Below are 21,659 nucleotides of genomic sequence, written 5' to 3' on the forward strand. Positions count from 1 at the left end.
GGTAACCATTACTCATCGTTCCCGATTCGAGAGGGCCACGACGATGAATTCCCAAGAACTGGTTCGCGCGATCAGCGGCGGCCTGTTTCAGCAAGCTCGCCTGCTCAAGCTCGATACACCGCTGGGCCAGCATGTCCTGCTGCCTCAGACGGTGCACGGCGTATCGCGGTTGGGCCGCGAATTCACGTTGACGGTCGATGCCGTCTCGACTCGCGACAATGTCGAACTGAAGAAGCTGATCGCGCAGCCCGTCACGCTGTGGATCGAACAGCAAGGCGACACCTATCTGCCGTGGCACGGCTACGTGCAAACCGCGCGCCGGCTCGGCTTCGACGGCGGCATCACCGCTTACCAGATCCGTTTCATGTCGTGGCTCGGGTTCCTGCGGTACCGCCGCGACCAGCGCATCTGGCAGGACCGCACCGCCGACGAAATCCTGACCGACGTGTTCAACCAGCATCCGCAAGCCTCCGGCATGTTCCGGTTCGCGCTCTCCACGCCGCTGCGGAACCGGTCGTTCTGCCTGCAATTCGAGGACGACTGGCATTTCGTCCATCGACTGCTCGAGGATGAAGGCCTGTTCGGCTACTTCGAGCAGGCCGACGACGGTTCGCACCATACGCTGGTGATCACCGATTCGCTCCATGCGCTGCCCGCCACCGCGCCGGCCCGTGTGCCGTTCCAGCGCGCGGCCTCGGATAACGAAACCCAGGCGCTCGTCCAGTGGTCGGGCTCGCGCACGCTGCAGAGCAGCCACTACACGACGCGCACGTTCGACTACAAATCGCCCGGTACCGCGCTCAATCCCAAAGGCACCGACGTTCCGACCCGGCAGGATCAGGGCGACCTGCCGAACCAGACCGAGGTCTATACGTACACGGGCGCCTATACATACGGCGCTCAGGGCGACGGCAACCGCCAGTCGACCATCCGGATGGAAGAATGGGAATCGCGCGCGAAGCGGTTCCACGGTATTGGCGGCATGCGCGGCATCGATGCGGGCCGGGTGTTCGAGCTGACCGACCATCCAGCCCATCCGCCGGCCGAACAGGACGGCAACCGGTTCGCCGTCATCGAAACCGTCTGGTGGATCAGGAACAACATTCCGGCCGCGCCGTCCCATTTTCCGCACGGCCTGGCCGCGCAATTCGACGCGATGAAGGCACGGCTCGGCGACACGGCCGACGCGATGACGGTGCATCACGCCGACGGCAGCGAAGGCTTCTATCTCGTCGAAATCGAAGCGCAGCGCCAGACGGTGCCGTTCCGCAGTCCGTTCGAGCATCCGAAGCCCGAGATGCATCTGCAAACCGCCACCGTCGCGGGACCGAAGGGCGAGGAGGTTCATACCGACGAACTGAACCGGATCAAGGTCCGGTTCCACTGGGATCGCCTGAACGAAGGCGACGAGCGCGCGTCGTGCTGGCTGCGCGTCGCGTCGTCCGACACGGGCGGCGGGTACGGCAGCGTGCATGTTCCGCGCATCGGCGAGGAAGTCGTGGTCAACTGGATGTCCGGCGACTGTGACCGGCCCATCGTCACCGCCCGGCTCTATAACGGCGCGACCAAGCCGCAATGGCACACGGACGGCCTGCTGTCCGGCTTCCGTTCGAAGGAATACGCCGGCAGTGGCTACAACCAGCTCGTGATGGACGACGCAACCGGGCAGAACCGCGCGCAGCTCTACAGCAGCGTGGCAAACAGCCTGCTGCATGTCGGTTATCTGATCGAGCAGTCGGGCAACACACGCGGCGCGTACGTCGGCAGCGGCTTCGACCTGAAGACCGATGCGTATGGCGCCGTGCGCGCGAACCAGGGCCTGTACGTCACGACGCATCCCAAGACCATGTCGAGCCAGCCACTCGACGTGCGCGAAACGCAGCAACAGCTCGTCGGTGCCGAAAGTCTGATCGAATCGCTGTCCGACGTGAGCGAGACGCATCAGGCCGACACGCTGAAGCCGGGCCGCGATGCGCTCAAGACGTTCACCGACGCAACCCAGCAAAGCCAGCCCGGCGCGGCGTCGGGCGGGCGAACGGGCGGCGGCGGCACCGGTAACGCGAACGCGTTCGCGCAGCCCGTGATGCTGTTCGGCAGCCCGGCCGGCATCGGGATGGCGAGCCAGCAGTCGCTGCAGATGGTCGCCGACCGGCACGTTAACGTCGTGAGCGGACAAAGTACCCATCTCGCGGTCGGCAAATCGCTCGTCGCGAGCGTGATCTCGTCGGTCAGCCTGTTCGCGCAGAATGCCGGGATCAAGCTGTTCGCCGGCAAGGGCAAGGTCGAGATTCGTGCGCACGACGACAACATCGAGCTGACCGCGCAGAATACCGTGAAGATCGTCGCCGCCACCGGGCAGATCGACGTCGCGTCGAAGCAGCCGCTGCTGCTGACGTCCGGTGGCGCCTACATCCGCATCGGCAACGGCAACATCGAGATCCACGCACCCGGCAAGGTGGATTTCAAGGGCGGCAACCACAGCTTCTCGGGGCCGGCCAGCAACGACTACCCGCTGCCGCGGCTGCCCGAAGGCGTGTGCTCGGAATGCCGGCGCAGCGCGGCGAAAATGAAATCCGCCCTCACGCCCCGCACATGACACCTGTCGCCTCGATGAAGCCGTTTCACGACCTGACGCGCGCGCTGCCGCTGCCGGCGCAATGGCCGCGCACGAACGCCGCGCAACGGCACGACGACCTGCGCGACTGGCATCGTACGCGGCAGGTCGCGGATGCGCGCCCGCTGCGCCTGCTGGCGCTCGTCGACGGTGCGCTGGACGACACGATGCTCGATGCGGCCCGCTGGCGCGGGATCGCCTGGCAGTCGCTGTATCCGGCCACGATGCTCGAGTCTTCGCGGCCCGAGATCGGCCCGTTCCTGCTCGACCTGACGGCGGACGACGACGCATCGCGCGCGATGGTGCTCGACCTGCTGAATGCCGGCGGCGATTCGGATCTCGTCGTGTGGCTCGCGACGGGCCATGCGATGCCGGACCTCGCTGCCTATCTGCATCCGCTCGCCGAAGCGACGCTGCCCGACACGCGCCAGGCACTGCTACGTTACTACGATCCGTCGATTCTCGAGAACCTTTTGCCGGTCCTGACGGCGCCGCAGCGGCGCGAACTGCTGGCGACGTTCGTCGAACTGCGCTACCGGTTCGATCCGTGGGAGAGCATGGTCGGAGAGGAGCAAGGGCCGCTGCCTGCGGCCGCCGCGACGCCGGTCGTGTTCACCGATGCACAGTATGAAGCGCTGGCGCGCGAGGGTTTCGCGGAGACGCTGTATTTCCAGTTGCATGACGAATTCCTGCCGCCGATGTCGGCGGTGCCGAGTCGATGGGGCATTCGTTATGCGAAGGATCTCGTCACGCGGGCACGGACACAGCACGGGCTCGCGAACGAGAACGATCTCGCGTATTTCGTGTTGGTCGGGATGAACGTGCATCCGGCATTCGATGCGCATCCGGCGATCGCCGGGAAAATCGCCGCGCGCGGGGAACATCCGCCGCCGCTGTCGGCAACACTCGCGGACGTCGACGCGGACGTGTGGGCCGCGTTGCTCGATGCGCATCCGCTGGCGGGGTATGCGGACGGGCGGCAACAAGAGATGGCGGCGGCCAATGTGCTGCCCGAAGCCGGTTGAGTGGCAGGAGACGGGGATGTTGAACGGGATGCGTCGTGCGGTTTGCAAGCCGGTCGCGGTCGGGATGTTGATGATGGGTAGCGCGTGGAATGTGCAGGCTCAGCTTGAGAGCTACGGTCCGTATCGCGTCGTGGGTTTCAACTACGCCGACCGAGGCATCTACAACTTCGTCGTCGACGGCTTTGGCGCAGGTAGCGTGCATGCCCGTCAATTCGGCGGCCGTGGCGGCACGGTCTGTTGCATGGCAGTGCCGCGCGGCACGAAGGCCTGGCACCTCAAGGTCACATACGACCTGACGCCGGAAGAAGATGCCAGGAACCTGTCGCCGGAGATCTACGAAACAGAAGTCGCCGTCCCTAAGCTACCGAACAAGCACGACGGCTACATCGAGTTTCATTTCCTACCCGACCGCAAGATCGAAGCCAAATGGGTCGAATACCCGCCCGATCCGCGCAACCCGAATACAACGAGCAACGCGTCGTCCACGACGAACTGAATGACAGGAACATCGACATGCTGAATATTCTTCGCCGCCTCATTCGCAACCCGATCGTCATCGCGGTGGTGCTGCTTGGCGGAGCGTGGTGGGTGCATGCGCAGACCGCAAGCTACGGGCCGTATCGCGTCATTGGCTATAACTTCACCAATCGCAGCATCTATAGCGTCAAGATCGACGAATTTGGCGCAGGAAACGTTCGTGCGAACAAGCCCGGTGGAGGTGGTGGAACCGTATGCTGCATGGACGTACCTCGGGGTAAAAAAACTTGGCATATCAAACTCGAGTACGAGTTGACGCAAGAGCAATACAAAAAAAATCTGCCCAGTGACGTCTTCGAGACCGATATTGCTATTCCGCCGCTTCCCGACAAGCACGACGGATATATCGAATTCTACTTCTTGCCGCAACAAAAGATTGAAGCGCGATGGGCCAAGCTTCCGACTGATCCGCACAATCCGAATCTGCAGTAAAACGGGAGAAAAGTATGCCTAACGACACGATCCCAGCACAAGGCGCCGCGCCAGCACAATCCAGCGCCAATGCCGGCGCGGCGCGCGCCACGCGGGCAGCCAGCGTCAGCACGCAACTTCCCGCTGACCCCCCCAGCCCCTGCTTCCGTTGCCACCAGGAAATCTACCAGTCATTCTTTTTTGACGGCTTCGGACAGAGCCTCGATGACGAGAATTCTTCGAATATCGCGCGCCTGTATAAGCGCCCACATGGAAAGCGATAATTCAACGGGCGTCTACCGAACGTACTATGCAGGCATGGGGAGGGAACTACCCAACCAGACAGTAGGCACGCTCAAGAAGGCGGTAACCGATACTGGCTCCGCACTGTTCAAGGAGGCCAAAGGCAAAGGCATAGATGATCCCGCCAAAAAGGTCAGGGATGATATTGGCAAGCGCCTAATTTCTGATCGCGCCAATCAATCGATATTCTCACACGCGAAATCGTCGATACTCGATGCCATCAGCAACGCCCCTGACACCATAAAAAAATCCCTCAAGGAATCCTTTACAGTCAAAAAGATCGGCGTCGATCTGATTCCTGCCGGGATCTCGACCGTGGCCGACTCGGTGCCGGCAGTCCGTGACAGCGAATTCTCGGCAGCCTACCTGGGCACCGGATTCGACATTCGCGTCAGTCAGGCGATTGCCGACTTTGAAGCCAATGTCGACCGTGCTACCCGCGACCCGCGCGAAATCAAGCGCATTCGTGTTGCAGTTTTCGGTTACGACAGAGGCGGCACCATCGCTCGGAAATTCGCAAACGAATTGATCGGCAAGGTATGCAAGGCAAAGGACGGGAAGCCGGCATACAAGGGGATACCGGTCGAATTCGACTTCATGGGGCTGTTTGATTGCGTCTCGACATCCTACGCCGACTCGATATTCACAAAGGCAGTCGCCCCCGTTCTTGGTGTCGTGCCGGCCGCAGGGAAAGGCGCCAGCCTCACCATCAAGGGGCTGAGTGTGTTTCTCGCCGTTTCCAAGCAGACGCTTGGTGAATACGATATCCAAAAGGAGTTCAAGTCGATCGTCCACCACGTTGCGGCGACAGAATTGCGCTTCTACAAAAATCTGGATTCGCCCAGAAAATCTTCCGACCACGCAAACCTCCTGGAGATCGTCTATCCGGGCAGTCAGGCGGACGTAGGAGGCGGATTTCATGAAGGAGAGGATCACAAATCGGCCGAACTGGCGCGCGTATCCGCTCGGAATATGCTCGATCGTGCCTGGTCGGCCGGCGTACCCTTTCTGCCACTCGACAAACTTCGAAAAACCGACCCCAGGGTTGCTCGCGAGTTTGATTTCCAGAAGACCGTTAACGTCAACGGAAAGAATCTCACCGTAAATGATCTCTTCGCGGCCTACACCGCGATGCTGCCGAAATCTAACGGCCCGCTCGAAACGCATTTTCTCGAGCACCAGAAGCTGTTCGTGTCGTGGGCACGTTACGTCCATGACCGCACGGCGCATGAAAGCACCGGCAACAATCTGTTCATTAACACCGTGGATGCCGACGTCTACAACGCGGTATTCCCGCATGGAGGCGGCTTGCCGAACTACGAGGGCCGGGACTGGTACTACAAGAGCCAAGACCCGAACTCCAAGGTCCCGCAGTACACATTCGGTGAACGCCGAACAGTCGACGACATCTCGGACAAGACCGTGCGGGCCTTGGCCAACGCATGGGTGCACCCGCCTAAGCTGACGCCGGAAGTCATCGCGTTCTTCGACAACTTCGTGCACAACACGATTACGCGACTTAATAACGTAGCACTCGGCGACGGCGTGTTCATGACGCTTCGCGAAATCGAGGAAAAAGGCTGGATGGCGCGCCAGACCTACGCCGCCAAGGATTACGTGCACAAAGTCCTCGGCAACATCTCAAAGAACATCAAAGACGCGCAGGACGAATACGTCAAGCAGGTCACGTCCGGCCAGATTCCTCACGGCGCATCGATCGGCGACCTCTCCGGCGACTGAGCGACATCCGTCGCCCGCTGCATCAACCGGCATGCCCGCCCGCTGCCTGCGCAGCCGGGCGGAGCACATTCCCCGTCAGTTGTACCCGAGAATCGCCACCGCCGCGACGTCCGGCCGATCGATCGTATTCCCGACGAGCGACGTCATCGGCTCCTGCAGCACGGCTTGATACGACGTGACGCGCGGCTCGTCCGACGCACCCGGCTCATCCATTGCCGGCTCATCGAACGCGGCATCGAAACCGCTGTAAAAGCCTGCTTGTGTCTGCGAAAAAGTCATCTCCATTCCTTTCGTTGATTGTGTTTTAGATGTTCTAACCAGCCTGCTTCAACGCCGCCGCATGCACGGGCGCACCGTCATGCGCGGCCTCCGAGCGCGCCAGCTGTGCGCGCGTGCGCCGCGTGATGTGAATCACCGCGAACACGACCGGCGCGATCAGCAGGCCTTCCGCCAGCTCCGGATCGACCGGCAGGTTCATCACATGCAGTGCCTTGAACGCCGCCGTCGCGAGCGACAGCACGTAGTACGAAATGGCCGCCACCGACAGCCCTTCAACGGCGTGCTGCAAGTGAAGCTGATTGCGCGCGGTGCGCTCCATCCCGGCAAGCAGGCGTGTGACGTCCTTTTCCTGCGCAAGATTCACGCGCGTGCGCAGCAGGTCGACCGCCCGCGCGATCCGCGCGGCGATCTGCTCGTGGCGCGCCCATACGCTGCGGCAGGTTTCCATCGCGGGCGCGAAGCGGCGCTCCATGAATTCGGCGATCGTCGGCATCCCTTCGATGCGCTCCTCGCGCAGCTCGTGGATGCGTGCCAGCACGAGCTTTTCGTACGCCCGCGAGGCGCTGAAACGCGCGCCCGATCCCGACAGCGATTCGACCCGCACCGCGAGATGCGTGAGCTTGACGAGCAGCGCCGTGTCGTCGCCGTCCGCGCCGCTCGCGTCCATCCGCTGCATCAATGCGTGCAGCGCCGCGTGGATCTCGTCGAGCTCGCGGCTCATCCGGCGCGCGACTGGCAACGCGAGCAGCGCCATCATCCGGTAGGTTTCGATTTCATACAGGCGCTGCAGCAGCCGGCCGCCCTGCTCCTCGCGGAAATCCTCGTCGACCACGAGAAAGCGCATGAAGCCGTCGTCGCGCACGTGCCAGTCGCAGAACACCTTGCCGCCGCCGAGCACGTTGCTGCCGACGAGCGCGGGCCCGTCGATCCAGCGGCGCAGGTCGCCGCACACGAGCCGCGCGGCGTCGCCCGACAGCAGCTCCATGCGCACTGCGACGAAGCGGATGCCGGCCAGCCGCGCGAACCACGCGGCCGGAATGCCTTCGATCGCGAGATCGTCGAAATAGCCGGTGTCGCGACGCGGCGCGACGAACGTGAAGGTCGAGAATTCGGTGTGGCGTTCCCACTTCAGGTGCCAGCCGCTCGGCGACTGCACCGCGTAGTGCGTCGCGCCTTCGTGTGGCGCGGCGATGCCGGTGTCGCGGCACAGCGCGTGCAGCAGCGTTTCGTGGATGTCCGGCTGGCCGTCCGCGTAGATCGCGTAATGCGTGAGCGACACGGCTTCGGCGAGCCGCAGGAACGGCCGGGCATGCAATTCCGCGGCCAGTGCGGCGCGCAACGGATGGTCCATCATCGAGACACCACGCTTTCCTGTTCAGTGCTGCACGCCGGCTCGGCCGGCCCGAACGCCGCGCCACCCTCGGGTGAAACGCCAGCGTGATCGCACTATGGCAGACACACAGCAACAATAAAAACGCATAATGCTGATCGTTACGTTCAGTTTTCCTGATACCTATGAAGATGCTCGATCACGACGTGCTGGCCACCGTCGTCGCCGTCGCGGAAACCGGCAACATGACCCGCGCCGCCGAGGCCGTGAACCGCTCGCAGTCGGCCGTGAGCATGCAGATCAAGAGCCTGGAAGACGCGATCGGCCGGCCGCTGTTCGTGCGCAAGCCGCGCAGCATCGTGCTGACGCGCGAAGGCGAGGTGCTGCTGGGATTCGCCAGACGAATGCTGGCGCTGCGCGACGAGGCCTGGGCGGCCGTGGTGCGGCCGGAGGTGACCGGCAAGGTCGTGATCGGCGTGCCGGACGACTATGCGTCGTCGCTGCTGCCGTCGGTCCTGAAGAAATTCTCGGCGACCTACCCGAAGGTCGAGATCCAGGTGATGGGGCTGCCGAGCAGCGCGCTCGCGCCGCTGATCAAGGACGGCACCGTCGATCTCGTGTGCGGCACGCGCATCAAGGGGCTGTCCGGCGACTTCATTCGCCACGAGCCGATGGCGTGGGCCGCGATGACGAACGGGCCGCGCGTGTGGGAAGAGCGGCCGCTGCCGATCGCGGTGTTCATGCCGGGCAGCGTCGCGCGCGAGAACGCGATCCGCAGCCTGGAGCGCGCCAAGGTGCCGTATCGCACCTCCTATGAAAGCCCGAGCCTGCTCGGGCTGCTCAGCATGGTCGAGGCCGGCCTGGCCGTCGCGCCGCTCGCGCGCTGCGCGATTCCCGCGCAGCTGTCGATGCTCGGCCGCTCGCACGGGCTGCCCGACCTGCCGCCGCTCGAGCTGATCCTCGCGCGCAGCACCAAGTCGAAGCGGCCGCCGTGCGACTTTCTCGCGGAACAGCTGATGGAAGACCTGCAGCGGCAGACCGGGCAGACCGGCGAAGCCTGATCAGCGCGTCGCGCCAAACCCGGCCGCGCCCAGCGCCGCGTTGACGTTCGCGGCCACCGTATCGACGAGCGCCTCGAGCGTGTCGGCGCGCACGTGCCGGTGTTCCGGCGCGACGTGCTCCTGGCGTTGCCAGCCCCACTGCGCGCCCGCCGCGACCGACAGCGTCGCGCCGAACGCGTTGCCGTGGCGGAGGCCGAAGGTGTTCACGTGCCGCCCGGCCACGTAGTCCTGTTCGGGCAAATAGAGCCGGATCTCGACCGCGACCTGGTCGCGATCGTTGACGCGCGCGGCCGGGCTGACCGTCGACGCGAACACTTTGCCGATCCGCCAGGTCACGCAGGTTTCCCACGCCTCGAGCGGCCCGCCGGCCGCGTCGACCCGTTCGGTGTCGACCGACCACTGATGCCGGTCGGGCAGGACGATCGCCTGGTGCAGCAGCACTTCGGCCACGCGCACCGTCGTCACGAGCTGACGCGCGAGCTGCTGGCCCGACGGCAGCGACGCCGTCCTTACGCGACGGCTTTCCGGCCGCGCGACAGGTACTGCTTCCATGAGGCCCATGACCCCTCCGTATTCATGATCGGCGCCGCGCACGCGATGTCGCGCGCCTGTCCGCGGCCTGCGGGCGGACGGCACGGCGACCGGCACCCGGGCGGCGGATCGGACAAACCATTCAGGAACGAGCAACAACCGTTCCTCGACTTACCGCGCGTTCGGCCCGACGCGCACGCGGCGCGCGACCGGCCCGATCACCGCATCGGCCTGCTGCGCGATCAGCATGTGCAGCGTGAAATCGAGGTCTTCCGGCGCGATGTCGAAGTGCACGTGCACCACGTCGCGCACGGCGCGCGCGCTGACGACGTACACGCCGAGCGGGGAATGCAGCAGTGCAGCGAGGCGGGCGTGCGCGGCTTCGCCGGAGTCGGCCGTCAGCGTGACGGGCAACTGCAGGCGCGGGCGCGGCGGCGGGAACGGAATGACGTTGTCGGGTGCGCCGGCGCGTAACGGGCGGCCGGCGACGTGGACGGCGGGAACGGGACGAATGAAGGTCATGGAGCGGACGGAAGCCGTCTCGGCTGTTCGACACATCCCCAGCTTAGAAGAGACGACATAAACGTCGTGCAAAAAAACGTCCCGCCGATGCAAAAAACGGCATGGGGGGACACATCACATCACCGGGCGGTGACCGGCGGCCGGCGGGGCGCCGTCGTCCGCGCCCGGTGATCACGCGCCGCGGCTCGCGTCGACTTCACCCGCGCCGCGGTCGCCTTGGCGGTGCTCCCGTTACGCGGCAAACGCCTCGAGCGACGCGCGCCGCCGCTCGTCGACCATCGATTCGATCAGCGATACCAGATCGTCGGTCAGCGGATCGCAGATGCCCGGCGAGCGATGCAGTTCGAGGTCGGCCGCCGGCAGCGACGGAAAGCCGTCCGCCTCGTCGAGCACGCGCCAGTTCTCGGGCAGCGTGCAGCGGTCGATCATCGTCACGGCCGCGCCGTGGTTCACCGCGATCTTGATGCCGGTTGGGCTCTGGCTCGTGTAGACGACATGAAACGACCGGTCGGCCGTCGCAAGCGCCTGCAGCCCGCGCTGCCGGTAGCAGCACGTTTCCGGGAACAGCGCGAGCGGCACCGACGCATGGCGGTCGAGCGCGAAATCGCGGTGCGCGGCCCACACGACGTCGTGCCGGCCGAGCACCCGCCCGCCCGCGCCGGGCCCGTGCCGCACGACGAGCGCCACGTCGAGCTCGCCGGCCTGCAGCCGGTCGAGCAATTCGAGCGACATCCGGCAATGCACGTGCAGGCGCGCGCCCGGCCGCATCGCATAGAACGACTTCAGCAGGTCGGGCAGCCACAGCTCCGCGTAGTCCTCGGGCAGCCCGAAGCGCACGACGCCGCGGTCGCTGCTCGCCTGCTTCAGCGCGAGGATCGCGTCGTTCTGCACCTGGATGATCCGGCGCGCATGGATCAGGAAATTCTCGCCGTCGCGCGACAGCTCGAGCCGCCGGCTGTTGCGCATGAACAGGTGCGTGTCGAGCCGTTCCTCGAGCGTGCGGATGCGCAGGCTGATCGTCGATTGTGTGCGATGCAGTTGCCGGGCCGCCGCGGTGAAGCCACCGCTTTCGACGACCGCGACGAATGCCCGGATCAGTTCCGGATCCAGCGAACTGAGCTTCGACCAATCGGGCTTTTGAATGGCAGCCATCGAAATTACTCGCTTTCGAAAAAGGAAGGGAAGACGAAAGATAGGGCTCGGAGTACGCCGATTGTTGTCCAGATGCGCTCGGCCCTCCAACCCCTGCCCGGGTATGACAAACCCGGAGCCGGCACGCGCATGCCCACCCGCCGATCCCGCCCCGCCCGCCGTGACGACACCGGCCGGGGCCCGCCCGGCGGGCATGCGCGTGCCGGCTTCAGGGCTTTCCCGGAGACGACGAAAACTCATGGCCCGATCAGAAAACATCGATTCACCGGCCGCATCGCGGCCCACCACAATCGCCTCACCCCACCTCATCGACGAGACACCGCAATGACCGCATCCCAACCCAGGCAGCTTTACATCGGCGAAGGCTTCGAAGGCCCCGGCGTCAACCTCGCGCACATCAACGTGCTGGTCGGCCCGCGCAACGGCCCGGCGGGCCAGGCGTTCGCCACCGCACTCGCGACACCGTCGGCCGGCCATGCGCCGTTCGTCGTGATCGCGCAGCCGGGCGTGCCGACCAAGCCGCTCACGCTGTACGTGAACAAGGCGCAGATCGCCAGCGATTTCCACGGCAATGCCACGTGGGGCGCGTCGCAGGCCGGCATCGCGAAGGCTGTGGCCGAAGCGCTCGAGAACGGCACGCTGCCGCCCGAAGCGGAGAACGACTGGGTCGTCGTGTCGGCGAACTGGGTGAACCCGCAGACCGACGATCTCGACGCCGTGTTCGAGAACAACTACCGCGCGTGCCGCAACGCGATCGTCGCCGCGATGGAAGGGCTGCCGCATCGCGACGCGGTGTTCGCCGCCGCCCGCGACGTGTCGAACCCGTTCTACACCCCGAAGAAAAACTGACGACGACAAGCGGCCGACGCGCGACGGACGGCCGCATCTGGAGGAAACATGGAATACGTCCGCCTCGGCCAGTCCGGCCTGAAGGTGTCCCGCCTGTGTCTCGGCACGATGAACATGGGCACCCCCGAATGGAAGCCCTGGATCTTCGACGAAGCGCAGAGCGAGCCGATCGTGCGCCGCGCGCTCGACGCCGGCGTGAACTTCATCGATCTCGCGGATTTCTATTCGACGGGCGTCGGCGAGGAAGTGGTCGGCCGCATCCTGAAGCGCAACGCGCGCCGCGAGGAGCTCGTCGTGACGACCAAGGTCGGCTACGACATGGGCAGCTATCCGAACGCGGGCGGCCATTCGCGCAAGCACGTGCTCGACGGCATCGACGGGTCGCTGAAGCGCCTCGGGATGGATTACGTCGACATCTTCATGCTGCACTTCTTCGACGTGAACACGCCCGTCGAGGAAACGATGTGCACGCTGCACGACATCGTGCGGGCGGGCAAGGCGCGCTATATCGGCGTGTCGACGATGTACACGTGGCAGTTCGCGAAGATCATGCAGGCCTGCGAACGAAACGGCTGGGACAAGCCGATCAACATGCAGCTGCAGCTGAACCTCGCATATCGCGAGGAAGAGCGCGAGATGGTGCCGTACTGCATCGACCAGGGCGTCGGCGTATCGGTGTTCAGCCCGCTCGCGCGCGGCCTGCTCACCTGCGAGCCGCAATCGACGCGCAACCAGACCGACTTCTTCACCGCGCAGATGTACGGCGATGCGTCGTCGCTCGCGATCGCGGCATCGGTCGCGAAGGTCGCGAAGCGCCGCGGCGTGCCGCCCGCGCAGATCGCGCAGGCATGGGTGCTGAGCCGCCCCGGCATCGCGAGCATGCTGGTCGGCGCGGATTCCGTCGCGCAGTTCGACAGCGCGCTCGGCGCGCTCGAAACGCAGCTCACCGACGAAGAGCTGCACGAGCTGGAACGCAACTACACGCCGTGCGACCTGATCAACGACTACACGGCCGGCAAGCGCATCGCGCGCGAATCGCGTCCGGCGCAGGGCAGTTTCGCGACGGACTGAAGCACTGATGCACTGACGCACTGATGCACGAAGCTCCGAGGCATTGAAGGAACGACACACAATGAACGAATTTCTGAGGACCGGCCATTTCATCGGCGGTGAATGGCACGAATCGCATGGCGCGAGCGATGCAACCTATCCGGTGCTGAACCCGGCGACCGGCGAGACGATCGCGAAGGTCGCGAAAGGCGGCGCCGACGACACGCAACGCGCCATCGATGCGGCGGCACGCGCGTTGCCGGCATGGCGCGCACTGACCGCAAAGGAACGCGGCGCCCGCGTGAAGCGCTGGGGCGAGCTGATGCTCGACAACCGCGACGCGCTCGCCGAGCTGCTGACGCGCGAGCAAGGCAAGCCGCTCGCGGAAGCGCGCGGCGAAGTCGCGTATGCGGCGAGCTTTCTCGAATGGTTCGCGGAAGAAGCGAAGCGTATGTACGGCGACGTGATCCCGAGCCCGAAGCCGAACACGCAGATCGTCGTCACGCGCGAGCCGGTCGGCGTGGTCGCGGCGATCACGCCGTGGAATTTCCCGCTGGCGATGATCACGCGCAAGGCCGGCCCCGCGCTTGCGGCCGGCTGCACGATGGTGCTGAAGCCGTCCGAGGAAACGCCGCTGTCGGCGTTCGCACTCGCGGTGCTCGCCGAGCGCGCGGGCGTGCCGGCCGGCGTGTTCAACGTGGTGTCGGGCGACGCAGTCGCGATCGGCGAAACGCTGACGAGTTCGTCCGTCGTGCGCAAGCTGTCGTTCACCGGCTCGACGCAGGTCGGCAAGCTGCTCGCGAAGCAGTCGGCCGACACGCTGAAGAAGCTGTCGCTCGAACTCGGCGGCAACGCACCGTTCATCGTGTTCGACGATGCCGATCTCGATGCGGCGGTCGAAGGCGCGATCGCGTCGAAGTTCCGCAACACGGGCCAGACCTGCGTGTGCGTGAACCGCTTTCTCGTGCAGGACGGCGTGTACGACGCGTTCACCCGCAAGCTCGCGGATGCCGTGCGCAAGCTGCGCGTCGGCAACGCGCTCGCGGGTGAAGTCGACCAGGGGCCGCTGATCAACGAGGCGGCGCTGGGCAAGGTCGAGCGGCACGTGGCCGACGCCACCGCGAAGGGCGCACACGCGCTCACCGGCGGCAAGCGTCACGCGCTCGGCGGCACGTTCTACGAGCCGACCGTGCTGACCGGCATGACGGCCGACATGCTGATCGCCGAAGAAGAAACCTTCGGCCCCGTCGCCGGCTGCTTCCGCTTCACGACCGAGGAAGAAGCCGTGGCCGCCGCCAACGACACGCCGTTCGGGCTGTCCGCGTACTTCTACACGCGCGACCTCGGCCGTGCATGGCGCGTGTCGGGTGCGCTGGAGAGCGGGATGGTCGGCGTCAACGACGGGATCATCTCGACCGAAGTCGCGCCGTTCGGCGGCGTCAAGCAATCGGGGCTCGGCCGCGAAGGCTCGAAGTACGGCCTCGACGAATACGTGGAACTCAAGTACACGCTGATGGCAGGCCTCGGCCGCTGACCGCCGGCCGCTCCCCGCGGCCGACCCGCGCCGCGCGCCGTCCGGCCGCGCGGCGCCCTGCACGGCACGCGCGGCGGTGCTCCGCCTGCGCGCGCCGCTGCGCGCCCGATAACAATCCAGGAGGCAGCTTGACTCAAGCCAACGTTCAATCCGGCACCGCACGCGCGTTGCCGCTGTCGCGTGGCGCCGATGCGCCGCACCGCCCCGTCGCGCTCGACGACGTGCCGCTCAACCGCTTCCACGTGAAGATCGCCGCCCTGACGTTCGGCGCGCATTTCACCGAGGGCTACACGCTCGGCACGATCGGCTACGCGCTCGCCGCGCTCGGCCGGCAGATGCCGATCGACGCGTTCTGGATGGGGATGATCGGCAGCTCCGCGCTGATCGGCATCTTCTTCGGCAGCCTCGTGTTCGGCTGGCTGTCCGACCGGATGGGCCGGCAGAAGATCTTCCTGACGAGCTTCGTGATCATCACGGCGGCCGCGTTCGCGCAGTTCTTCGTCACGTCGCCGCTCGAACTGTGTGTGCTGCGCGTGCTGATCGGCTTCGGGATGGGCGGCGATTTCACGGTCGGCCATGCGATCCTCGCCGAATTCTCGCCGCGCAAGCATCGCGGCGCGCTGCTCGGTTCGTTCAGCGTGATCTGGACGATCGGCTATGTCGCCGCGAACGTGCTCGGCCTCGCGTACAGCGACGTCACGCCCGACGCGTGGCGCTGGCTGCTCGCGTCGGCGGCGTTGCCCGCGCTGATCGTGCTGGTGCTGCGGATCGGCACGCCCGAATCGCCGCGCTGGCTGCTCGGCAAGGGCCGGGAGAAGGAAGCGCGTGCGATCGTCGCGAAGCATTTCGGGCCGCACGTGATGCTCGACGGTTCGACCGAGCCGCATGCGCATGGCGGCTTCGCGCGGCTGTTCCAGCGTGACCTGATCCGCCGCACGATGTTCAACTGCGCGTTTTTCGTGTGCCTCGTGATTCCGTATTTCGCGATCTACACGTTCCTGCCGACGATCCTGAAGACGATCGGCCTCGCCGAAGGTTTCGGCGCGGACCTGCTGCTGAACGGCTTCCTGGTGCTGGGCGCACTGATCGGCATCTGGCTGACGATCCGGCTGTCGCGGCGCGGCTTCCTGATCGGCTCGTTCGCGGTGACGTGCGCGTCGCTCGTCGCGCTGGCGGTGCTGCCGTCGTCGGCGGCCGTCGCGATGATCGTCGCGTTCGCGATCTTCACGCTGACGATGTCGGCGTTCAGCAACCTCGTGGGCGTGTTCCCGCCCGAGTGCTTCCCGACCGAAGTGCGCGCGAGCGGCGTGGGGCTCGCGATCGCGTGCAGCCGGCTCGGCTCGGCGATCGGCACGTTCCTGCTGCCGGTCGGCATCGCGACGCTCGGCTTTCACGCGACGATGTTCGCGCTCGCGGGCGTGCTGCTGGTGGGGATGATCGTGTCGATCGCGTGGGCGCCGGAGACGAAGCACCTGACGCTGGAGGAGGCGTCGGGGCATTGATGAGGGCGGCAGGTTGTGTGGCCGCGTGCTTCATCGTGCTCGATCGAGGCTTTCGTGTCGACGAGCCGCTGATACGCTGCGGCGATGCTGCGCTCGATTCGAACGAACCCGGCCGCGGCCGGGTTCGTTCATTTGGGACGCGATGCGATGCGCACGTTCGCTCAGAACAGGATCGATGCGTAGTCCCGCGCGCCGTGCAGGACGTGAAGAATGTCGATCCGCGCAGGCGGATCGCCGACGACCCGATAGAAGATCTGGTAGTTGCCGTACACGCGGTGCCGCACGCCATGACGCTCGTAGCGCGGCACCAGCGGAAACGCCGGCGGCATCGCGGCCAGGCTCAGGCATTGATCGCGAATCTCCCGCACGAACGTGACGGCGCGTTGCGGGTTGTCGCGTGCAATGTAGTCGGCGATCGCTTCGAGTTCGGCAATCGCAAAATGGGACAGGCGCACGGTCAGGCCTGCCGATCCGCCTGGGCCCGATACTTCGCCTCGAGACGATCGAAGACTTCCGCTGCGTCGGCGCTGTGTCCGGCTTCCGCATCGGACAGGCTGCGCGCGATCACCGCGTCCAGCGCGTTCAGCTGTGCCTCGCGATCCTGGATGAGGCGTACACCTTCGCGAAGCACTTCGCTCTTGGATCCGTAGCGCCCCGATTCGACCAGCTTCGCGACGTAAGCCTCCAGTTGCTGGCCCAGTTCCGCACTGATCATGTCGACCTCCCGACCGGATTGAATTCGATCCGTCGAGCGTATTCACTTTATCAACTATTATCAATGAGACGAGTTCCAAAGGATCGGCGCGAATGCTTTCGACGTGCCGATCGGACGGAAGAAAGGAACGGGACGCGCTTCAGGCAGGCTGCTCTGGCGCCGGACCTTCATCCGGTTTTCGTGCACATTCGTGTAGCCTTACCGGACCCTCACCGTGCGAGCAGCGATCATGATTGAAGACATCGTCACGCCACAACCTGGCCTGAAGGTCTACCCGCCAGACGCCGACGTCTTTGCCGAGTCCAACGCCGCACTCGCGCGCCACCTGCATCCGCTGATATCGATCGACCTGTCGACGGTCAATGCGTCGTGGGAGGGCTGGATCCACCTGCTCAGCCCCGTCGAGCCGTACGACGGGCTCGTCGGGCAGGACACGGCCGCGTATCACAATGACTATCTGCGCGCGAACTGGATCGGGTTCCGGCTCGACGAGAACAACCGCTACACGCTGCTGGGCGACCCGCGCTACTTCTATCTGGAAAACCCGCCCGGCGCGCATGACGCGGGCTATCGCGCGGAACTGGAGGCGCACTACGCCGAGCAGCAGGCCAGCCTCGAAACCGCGCGCAAGCGGTTCGCCGAATACGGCGTGCTCTACTCGTCCAACCAGTACGCGCCGGACGAGCGCGATTTCAGCCAGGAAAAGCCGTGCAACCTGATCGACCAGCTCGGCGGATCGGTCGGCTGGGGCAACTGGTCGGGCGCGTCGGATTTTCCGGTCGACGACCGCAATCCCGACGACATCCGGCCGATCGGCCCGGACGGTGCGCGCTTTCGCTTCGTCGCCCGCGTCACCGGCTGGGAATACCGCGCGATGGGCGCGGACTCGATTCTCCTGTTTTACGAGCCGGCCAGCCGCGTGGCGCTGCTGACGTTCGACTGGTCGTAGGGCGGGCGGGACGGGCGGTCGCGCCGCCTCGTGATTGGCCGTTTGGCGGACTCTGCCCGCCGGATGAGCGCCGATATGCTGGGGGCTTTCCATTCATTGCCGGAAGCCATGCCCGCTCAACCTGTCGATCTCGGTCATGTCCTGCCCTATGAAACGTCGTACTTCGACGATCGGCTCGAGGTCGATCGAAACGATCTCGATATTTCCGCGTTGCTCGGGGTGAGCGGCAACGTCCCCGACGAACTGCTCGTTGCGTTGTGCGGCGCGCCTGCCGGATCGGACATTCAAGCCTATCTCGACAGCACGGACAGGCTGACGTTCGCCGTCACGCATCCGACATTGATCCGATCGGAGAATCGCGTCTCCGTGCTTCAAACCCGGGACTCGTCCGTACTCGAATTGGGATCCATCGATCTCGTCGATAACGCTGTCGCCGGACTCGGTGCAGCGATGCTATGGCGAATCGTTAGAGCGTGCGATAGGTTGAAGATTGCCCGGATCAGCGCGTTCGGGATAGGCGGTCGCAAAGCCGCGCCGGAACCCGGCGGGCCGCGGCTCTCCGGATACTACGCATGGCCCAGGTTCGGTTTCGATGCGCCCATTCCGGATCGGCACGGTGACGAGGCTGCGCTGTTCCAGTATTTCCCCGGATATCCGGTCGGGCTGGCCGACCGGTCGCTTCGGTCGCTACGTGCCCTCTACGCAACGCGATTCGGGCGGGACTTCTGGCGCGTCGCCGGGTCGCATCGCTGGATGACATTCGAGGTTGCCCCGCATGCCCATTCAGTGCTGACGCTGCAGCAATACCTGATCGAAAAAGGAATTTACGAATGACCCTAAAGCACCATCCGATCACGGGCTTCCGTTCCGCGAAGCAAATAGCCAGGCGCAGCCGCACGACGAACGAGAATCGCCCCATTCGTCTTTCGGAAATCCGGCTGCTCATCGGCGAACTCGTCACGAGCGCACGCCATCAGGGTCAAGCGCCGGCGGCGCTGACATCTGCCGCCGAATACCCCGCGCAACCGGCCGGCAAGCCGGTATCACCGCCACAAAGAAAAGTCTTCGACGTGGGACCGATCGATCACTCGAAGAGCACGTTGCAGATCATCTCGATGGCCGATGCCGAAGCCCGCTGTCGCCGGGAAACACTCATGCACTTCGGACAGGATCCCGACCTGTAACCCGCGGCAATGGAGCGCAACCGCACGGCTCGCTTCAACGACGATCTAGCCAGTCTTCAGCTCGTAACGATCTTTGACAGATATCCAGGCAGGAAACACGACACGATCGGCGCGGACTGATCCGATTGTTTCCACGGAAAGATCAGCCGCGTCTCAGCAACGAGGCCGCCCTACCCCCTTCTCCCCGCCTGCCCCCGCAACCACGCAGCAAACGCGACCACCGGCTCGACCGCCACACTCTCCGGCTCGACATCGAGCCAATACCCGAACGGCCCGATCGGCTGCACCGGCGACAGCCGCACGAGGCTGCCCTCGCCGATCTCCTCCTCGATCATGTTGAGGTCGACCACCGCGAGCCCCGCGCCCTTGCGCGCCGCGCGGATCGCCTGTTCGAGCGTCGAAAACTCGATGCCGTCGCCGATCCGCGCCGGCGGCACGCCCGCCTGCTCGCACCAGTCGGCCCACAGCGTCAGGCGCTTGCCTTCGTGCAGCACATGCAGCGACGGCAACCGGCCGAGCAGCACGTCGAGCGCATCGCCGCGATAGCGCGGCGCGCCGACGAGCGCATGCCGCTCCATCATCAGCAGCTCCGACTGCATCCCGGCGCGCGCCGCGCGTCCGAAGCGGATGTGGCAATGGCAATCGTCATCCGGCTCCGTGCGGATCGACAGCTCGACGTCGGGCAGCGCCTCCGCGAGCGTACCGAGCCGCGGCGAAAACCACTGCGTCGCGAACGTCGGCGGCAGCGACACCGTCAGCCGCCGCTTCGCACCCGGCCGCGTGGCGGCGATTTCGCCGACGCCCCGTTCGATCGTGTCGAACGCCTGCCCGATGAACGGCAGCAAGCGCTCGCCGGCATCGGTCAGGCGCACGCCCTTGTGATCGCGCTCGAACAGCCGCGTGCCGAGCGCTTCCTCGAGCAGCCGGATCTGCCGGCTCACCGCCCCTTGCGTCACGCACAGCGAAACCGCCGCGCGGTTGAAGCTCAGGTGACGCGCGGTCTCCTCGAAAAATCGCAATGCGATCAACGATGGCAGGCGTCGCATGATGTGTGTCCCCTTCGTTCGTATCGTTCGTGTCGTTGCCGGCCGGCAGCGCCGGCCCTCCTGCGGGCAGCCTTGTCGCGACAAGGCACGCCAGCCGCCATCCCATAAAACCCCGCGCCCGCCGCCGCCCTCATTCAGCGTCGCCGCGCCCGCGCCACCCGCCTACAATAAGCATCCCGCACCCCACACGACACCGCCCCGTGAGACGCAAGATGCCGGCGCTGAATGCGCTGAAAGCCTTCGAGATGGCCGGCCGCACCGGCAGCTTCACGCGCGCGGCCGAACTGCTCAACGTGACGCAGAGCGCGGTGAGCCGCCAGGTTCGCCAGCTCGAGGGCCAGCTCGGCGAAACCTTGCTCGAGCGCCGCCATCACCAGCTCGAACTGACCGCGGCCGGCCGCGTGCTGCTGCGCGCGCTGCAGCAGTCGTTCGACAAGATCGAGCTGACCGTGCGCAGCCTGCAGGAGAAAACCCACCTGAACCGCCTGCGCGCGAACGTGCCGCCCACCTTCGCCGCGCGCTGGCTGATGCCGCGCCTCGGCCGGCTGCGCGACGCGCATCCCGAATTCGAGCTGAGCCTCACGACCCGCATCCACGACAGCCTCGGCGAATCGCGCGTGCTCGACTGCGCGATCCGGTTCGGCGACGGCGAATGGGACGGCTTCGACAACGCGCTGCTGATGCAGGAGCAGCATATCGCCGTCTGCGCGCCCGCGCTGTATGCGCGGCTGCGGCAGGACGGCGCGCCGATCGACCTGAACCGCTTCACGCTGCTGCACGTGCTCGCCACTGACGACCAGCGCTACCTGACCTGGCAGCACTGGCTGAAAGCAGCCGGCATCGCCGACGTCGACACGCGCGGCGGCTACGAATTCGACCTGCTCGACCATGCGATCCGCGCGGCGATCGACGGCCTCGGCATCACGATCGCCGACCGCCACATGGTCGCGCGCGAACTCGCGGCCGGGCAACTGATGCAGGTGCTCAACGTGCACGTCGACGGCCACCAGTCGTACTGGTTCGTCACGCGGCCCGAGCAGACGAACCTGCCGCACATCGTCCAGTTCCGCGACTGGCTGCAGCAGGAAGTGTGGCTCGCGAAGCGCCATCTCGAACCGTCGTCGCCGCTGCCGCAAGTGCCGCTGGCCTAGGGCGTGTTCACGCCCTAGGGCCCCAACCGCCCCTCCACCCACCGCCGCGGGCGACACCTTACCGGCTTCCACGCCCGTCCGCACTCGGACCAGTCGGAAAATACGACAGCCCTCCGCCCGCTTCACTCCAGGCCCACGCCACGACACCCTTGCCGGACGGGCGACTCCAGCCGA

The 21,659-nt window shown here is 65.5% G+C and carries 22 protein-coding genes; 14 read left to right on the forward strand and 8 right to left on the reverse strand.

The features are described from left to right. The first annotated feature begins 43 nt into the window (after positions 1 to 43). From CFB47_RS30795 to CFB47_RS30815, 5 genes are all read left to right on the forward strand, one after another. The gene (locus CFB47_RS30795; protein WP_089463287.1) at positions 44 to 2,596 is read left to right on the forward strand and encodes a type VI secretion system Vgr family protein; all 2,553 of its coding nucleotides are present in this window, start codon (positions 44 to 46) and stop codon (positions 2,594 to 2,596) included. Continuing rightward, a complete protein-coding gene (locus CFB47_RS30800; RefSeq protein ID WP_089463288.1) occupies positions 2,593 to 3,639 on the forward strand; it encodes a DUF4123 domain-containing protein in 1,047 nt (348 codons plus the stop codon). Before CFB47_RS30795 ends, CFB47_RS30800 begins: the two co-directional genes overlap by 4 nt. Before the next feature lie 16 nt (positions 3,640 to 3,655). Then, positions 3,656 to 4,135, forward strand: a complete 480-nt coding sequence (locus CFB47_RS30805) for a DUF3304 domain-containing protein (RefSeq protein WP_089463289.1) — start codon at positions 3,656 to 3,658, stop codon at positions 4,133 to 4,135. Between the two features lie 17 nt (positions 4,136 to 4,152). Next, positions 4,153 to 4,608: a DUF3304 domain-containing protein gene (locus CFB47_RS30810; protein WP_089463290.1), complete on the forward strand. Its 456-nt coding sequence runs from the start codon at positions 4,153 to 4,155 to the stop codon at positions 4,606 to 4,608. A 249-nt stretch (positions 4,609 to 4,857) separates the two neighbouring features. Continuing rightward, positions 4,858 to 6,630, forward strand: a complete 1,773-nt coding sequence (locus tag CFB47_RS30815) for a phospholipase effector Tle1 domain-containing protein (protein WP_256946776.1) — start codon at positions 4,858 to 4,860, stop codon at positions 6,628 to 6,630. Between the two features lie 75 nt (positions 6,631 to 6,705). Here CFB47_RS30815 and CFB47_RS30820 read toward each other — a convergent pair whose 3' ends face one another. After that, positions 6,706 to 6,909, reverse strand: coding sequence for a hypothetical protein (locus CFB47_RS30820; RefSeq protein WP_089463599.1), 204 nt, complete (start codon positions 6,907 to 6,909; stop codon positions 6,706 to 6,708). A 34-nt stretch (positions 6,910 to 6,943) separates the two neighbouring features. Then, positions 6,944 to 8,263 carry a DUF3422 family protein gene (locus tag CFB47_RS30825; protein ID WP_089457473.1) on the reverse strand — a complete coding sequence of 440 codons (1,320 nt, stop codon included), beginning with the start codon at positions 8,261 to 8,263 and terminating at the stop codon, positions 6,944 to 6,946. A 161-nt stretch (positions 8,264 to 8,424) separates the two neighbouring features. Between CFB47_RS30825 and CFB47_RS30830 the strand changes: the two genes are divergently transcribed. After that, positions 8,425 to 9,300, forward strand: coding sequence for a LysR family transcriptional regulator (locus CFB47_RS30830; RefSeq protein ID WP_089428468.1), 876 nt, complete (start codon positions 8,425 to 8,427; stop codon positions 9,298 to 9,300). Here the strand turns inward: CFB47_RS30830 and CFB47_RS30835 are convergent, their stop codons facing one another. From CFB47_RS30835 to CFB47_RS30845, 3 genes are all read right to left on the reverse strand, one after another. Beyond that, positions 9,301 to 9,861 (reverse strand): hypothetical protein, encoded by a 561-nt coding sequence (locus tag CFB47_RS30835; RefSeq protein ID WP_089463291.1) that lies wholly within the window; start codon positions 9,859 to 9,861, stop codon positions 9,301 to 9,303. A 141-nt stretch (positions 9,862 to 10,002) separates the two neighbouring features. Further along, complete coding sequence (locus CFB47_RS30840) at positions 10,003 to 10,353, reverse strand: hypothetical protein (protein ID WP_089463292.1); 351 nt, start codon at positions 10,351 to 10,353, stop codon at positions 10,003 to 10,005. 231 nt (positions 10,354 to 10,584) lie between these two features. Beyond that, entirely contained in the window at positions 10,585 to 11,505 is a 921-nt protein-coding gene (locus tag CFB47_RS30845) for a LysR family transcriptional regulator (protein WP_089443484.1), read from the reverse strand. Positions 11,506 to 11,829: 324 nt separating this feature from the next. On the opposite strand from CFB47_RS30845, the gene fae reads away from it, so the two are divergent. The 4 genes from fae (at position 11,830) to CFB47_RS30865 (ending at position 16,440) form a co-directional block, all read left to right on the forward strand. After that, positions 11,830 to 12,354 (forward strand): formaldehyde-activating enzyme, encoded by a 525-nt coding sequence (gene fae, locus CFB47_RS30850; RefSeq protein ID WP_011356415.1) that lies wholly within the window; start codon positions 11,830 to 11,832, stop codon positions 12,352 to 12,354. Between the two features lie 48 nt (positions 12,355 to 12,402). Further along, positions 12,403 to 13,425, forward strand: a complete 1,023-nt coding sequence (locus CFB47_RS30855) for an aldo/keto reductase (RefSeq protein ID WP_089463293.1) — start codon at positions 12,403 to 12,405, stop codon at positions 13,423 to 13,425. Positions 13,426 to 13,486: 61 nt separating this feature from the next. Next, complete coding sequence (locus tag CFB47_RS30860) at positions 13,487 to 14,938, forward strand: NAD-dependent succinate-semialdehyde dehydrogenase (protein WP_089463294.1); 1,452 nt, start codon at positions 13,487 to 13,489, stop codon at positions 14,936 to 14,938. Between the two features lie 167 nt (positions 14,939 to 15,105). Further along, a complete protein-coding gene (locus tag CFB47_RS30865) occupies positions 15,106 to 16,440 on the forward strand; it encodes an MFS transporter (protein WP_256946802.1) in 1,335 nt (444 codons plus the stop codon). 161 nt (positions 16,441 to 16,601) lie between these two features. On the opposite strand, the gene CFB47_RS30870 is transcribed toward CFB47_RS30865, so the two are convergent. Together CFB47_RS30870 and CFB47_RS30875 are read right to left on the reverse strand one after the other, a co-directional pair. Then, on the reverse strand, positions 16,602 to 16,895 hold the full coding sequence (locus tag CFB47_RS30870; RefSeq protein WP_373453160.1) for a type II toxin-antitoxin system RelE/ParE family toxin: 294 nt from the start codon (positions 16,893 to 16,895) through the stop codon (positions 16,602 to 16,604). A 2-nt stretch (positions 16,896 to 16,897) separates the two neighbouring features. Continuing rightward, positions 16,898 to 17,155: a type II toxin-antitoxin system ParD family antitoxin gene (locus CFB47_RS30875; protein WP_089457468.1), complete on the reverse strand. Its 258-nt coding sequence runs from the start codon at positions 17,153 to 17,155 to the stop codon at positions 16,898 to 16,900. Between the two features lie 229 nt (positions 17,156 to 17,384). Between CFB47_RS30875 and CFB47_RS30880 the strand changes: the two genes are divergently transcribed. From CFB47_RS30880 to CFB47_RS30890, 3 genes are all read left to right on the forward strand, one after another. Next, positions 17,385 to 18,104: a hypothetical protein gene (locus CFB47_RS30880; RefSeq protein ID WP_143330882.1), complete on the forward strand. Its 720-nt coding sequence runs from the start codon at positions 17,385 to 17,387 to the stop codon at positions 18,102 to 18,104. A gap of 63 nt (positions 18,105 to 18,167) precedes the next feature. Further along, the gene (locus CFB47_RS30885; RefSeq protein WP_256941084.1) at positions 18,168 to 18,938 is read left to right on the forward strand and encodes a hypothetical protein; all 771 of its coding nucleotides are present in this window, start codon (positions 18,168 to 18,170) and stop codon (positions 18,936 to 18,938) included. After that, positions 18,935 to 19,288, forward strand: a complete 354-nt coding sequence (locus tag CFB47_RS30890) for a hypothetical protein (protein WP_089463297.1) — start codon at positions 18,935 to 18,937, stop codon at positions 19,286 to 19,288. The genes CFB47_RS30885 and CFB47_RS30890 overlap by 4 nt, the downstream gene beginning before the upstream one ends. 170 nt (positions 19,289 to 19,458) lie before the next feature. On the opposite strand, the gene CFB47_RS30895 is transcribed toward CFB47_RS30890, so the two are convergent. Further along, positions 19,459 to 20,334 (reverse strand): LysR substrate-binding domain-containing protein, encoded by an 876-nt coding sequence (locus CFB47_RS30895; protein ID WP_089457465.1) that lies wholly within the window; start codon positions 20,332 to 20,334, stop codon positions 19,459 to 19,461. 212 nt (positions 20,335 to 20,546) lie between these two features. Here CFB47_RS30895 and CFB47_RS30900 point away from each other — a divergent pair, with 212 nt between their 5' ends. Beyond that, entirely contained in the window at positions 20,547 to 21,485 is a 939-nt protein-coding gene (locus CFB47_RS30900) for a LysR substrate-binding domain-containing protein (RefSeq protein WP_027782159.1), read from the forward strand. The last annotated feature ends 174 nt before the right edge of the window (positions 21,486 to 21,659 follow it).

It is taken from the genome of Burkholderia sp. AU27893 (assembly GCF_002223205.1).
In the GTDB taxonomy this organism is placed as follows: domain Bacteria; phylum Pseudomonadota; class Gammaproteobacteria; order Burkholderiales; family Burkholderiaceae; genus Burkholderia.

What these genes read in the sequence shown, in the direction of transcription:
- CFB47_RS30795 (WP_089463287.1), top strand. Translation starts at nt 44, where the DNA reads ATGAATTCCCAAGAACTGGTTCGCGCGATCAGCGGCGGCCTGTTTCAG.
- CFB47_RS30800 (WP_089463288.1), top strand. Translation starts at nt 2,593, where the DNA reads ATGACACCTGTCGCCTCGATGAAGCCGTTTCACGACCTGACGCGCGCG.
- CFB47_RS30805 (WP_089463289.1), top strand. Translation starts at nt 3,656, where the DNA reads ATGTTGAACGGGATGCGTCGTGCGGTTTGCAAGCCGGTCGCGGTCGGG.
- CFB47_RS30810 (WP_089463290.1), top strand. Translation starts at nt 4,153, where the DNA reads ATGCTGAATATTCTTCGCCGCCTCATTCGCAACCCGATCGTCATCGCG.
- CFB47_RS30815 (WP_256946776.1), top strand. Translation starts at nt 4,858, where the DNA reads ATGGAAAGCGATAATTCAACGGGCGTCTACCGAACGTACTATGCAGGC.
- CFB47_RS30820 (WP_089463599.1), bottom strand. Translation starts at nt 6,909, where the DNA reads ATGACTTTTTCGCAGACACAAGCAGGCTTTTACAGCGGTTTCGATGCC.
- CFB47_RS30825 (WP_089457473.1), bottom strand. Translation starts at nt 8,263, where the DNA reads ATGATGGACCATCCGTTGCGCGCCGCACTGGCCGCGGAATTGCATGCC.
- CFB47_RS30830 (WP_089428468.1), top strand. Translation starts at nt 8,425, where the DNA reads ATGAAGATGCTCGATCACGACGTGCTGGCCACCGTCGTCGCCGTCGCG.
- CFB47_RS30835 (WP_089463291.1), bottom strand. Translation starts at nt 9,861, where the DNA reads ATGGGCCTCATGGAAGCAGTACCTGTCGCGCGGCCGGAAAGCCGTCGC.
- CFB47_RS30840 (WP_089463292.1), bottom strand. Translation starts at nt 10,353, where the DNA reads ATGACCTTCATTCGTCCCGTTCCCGCCGTCCACGTCGCCGGCCGCCCG.
- CFB47_RS30845 (WP_089443484.1), bottom strand. Translation starts at nt 11,505, where the DNA reads ATGGCTGCCATTCAAAAGCCCGATTGGTCGAAGCTCAGTTCGCTGGAT.
- fae (WP_011356415.1), top strand. Translation starts at nt 11,830, where the DNA reads ATGACCGCATCCCAACCCAGGCAGCTTTACATCGGCGAAGGCTTCGAA.
- CFB47_RS30855 (WP_089463293.1), top strand. Translation starts at nt 12,403, where the DNA reads ATGGAATACGTCCGCCTCGGCCAGTCCGGCCTGAAGGTGTCCCGCCTG.
- CFB47_RS30860 (WP_089463294.1), top strand. Translation starts at nt 13,487, where the DNA reads ATGAACGAATTTCTGAGGACCGGCCATTTCATCGGCGGTGAATGGCAC.
- CFB47_RS30875 (WP_089457468.1), bottom strand. Translation starts at nt 17,155, where the DNA reads ATGATCAGTGCGGAACTGGGCCAGCAACTGGAGGCTTACGTCGCGAAG.
- CFB47_RS30880 (WP_143330882.1), top strand. Translation starts at nt 17,385, where the DNA reads ATGATTGAAGACATCGTCACGCCACAACCTGGCCTGAAGGTCTACCCG.
- CFB47_RS30885 (WP_256941084.1), top strand. Translation starts at nt 18,168, where the DNA reads ATGAGCGCCGATATGCTGGGGGCTTTCCATTCATTGCCGGAAGCCATG.
- CFB47_RS30890 (WP_089463297.1), top strand. Translation starts at nt 18,935, where the DNA reads ATGACCCTAAAGCACCATCCGATCACGGGCTTCCGTTCCGCGAAGCAA.
- CFB47_RS30895 (WP_089457465.1), bottom strand. Translation starts at nt 20,334, where the DNA reads ATGCGACGCCTGCCATCGTTGATCGCATTGCGATTTTTCGAGGAGACC.
- CFB47_RS30900 (WP_027782159.1), top strand. Translation starts at nt 20,547, where the DNA reads ATGCCGGCGCTGAATGCGCTGAAAGCCTTCGAGATGGCCGGCCGCACC.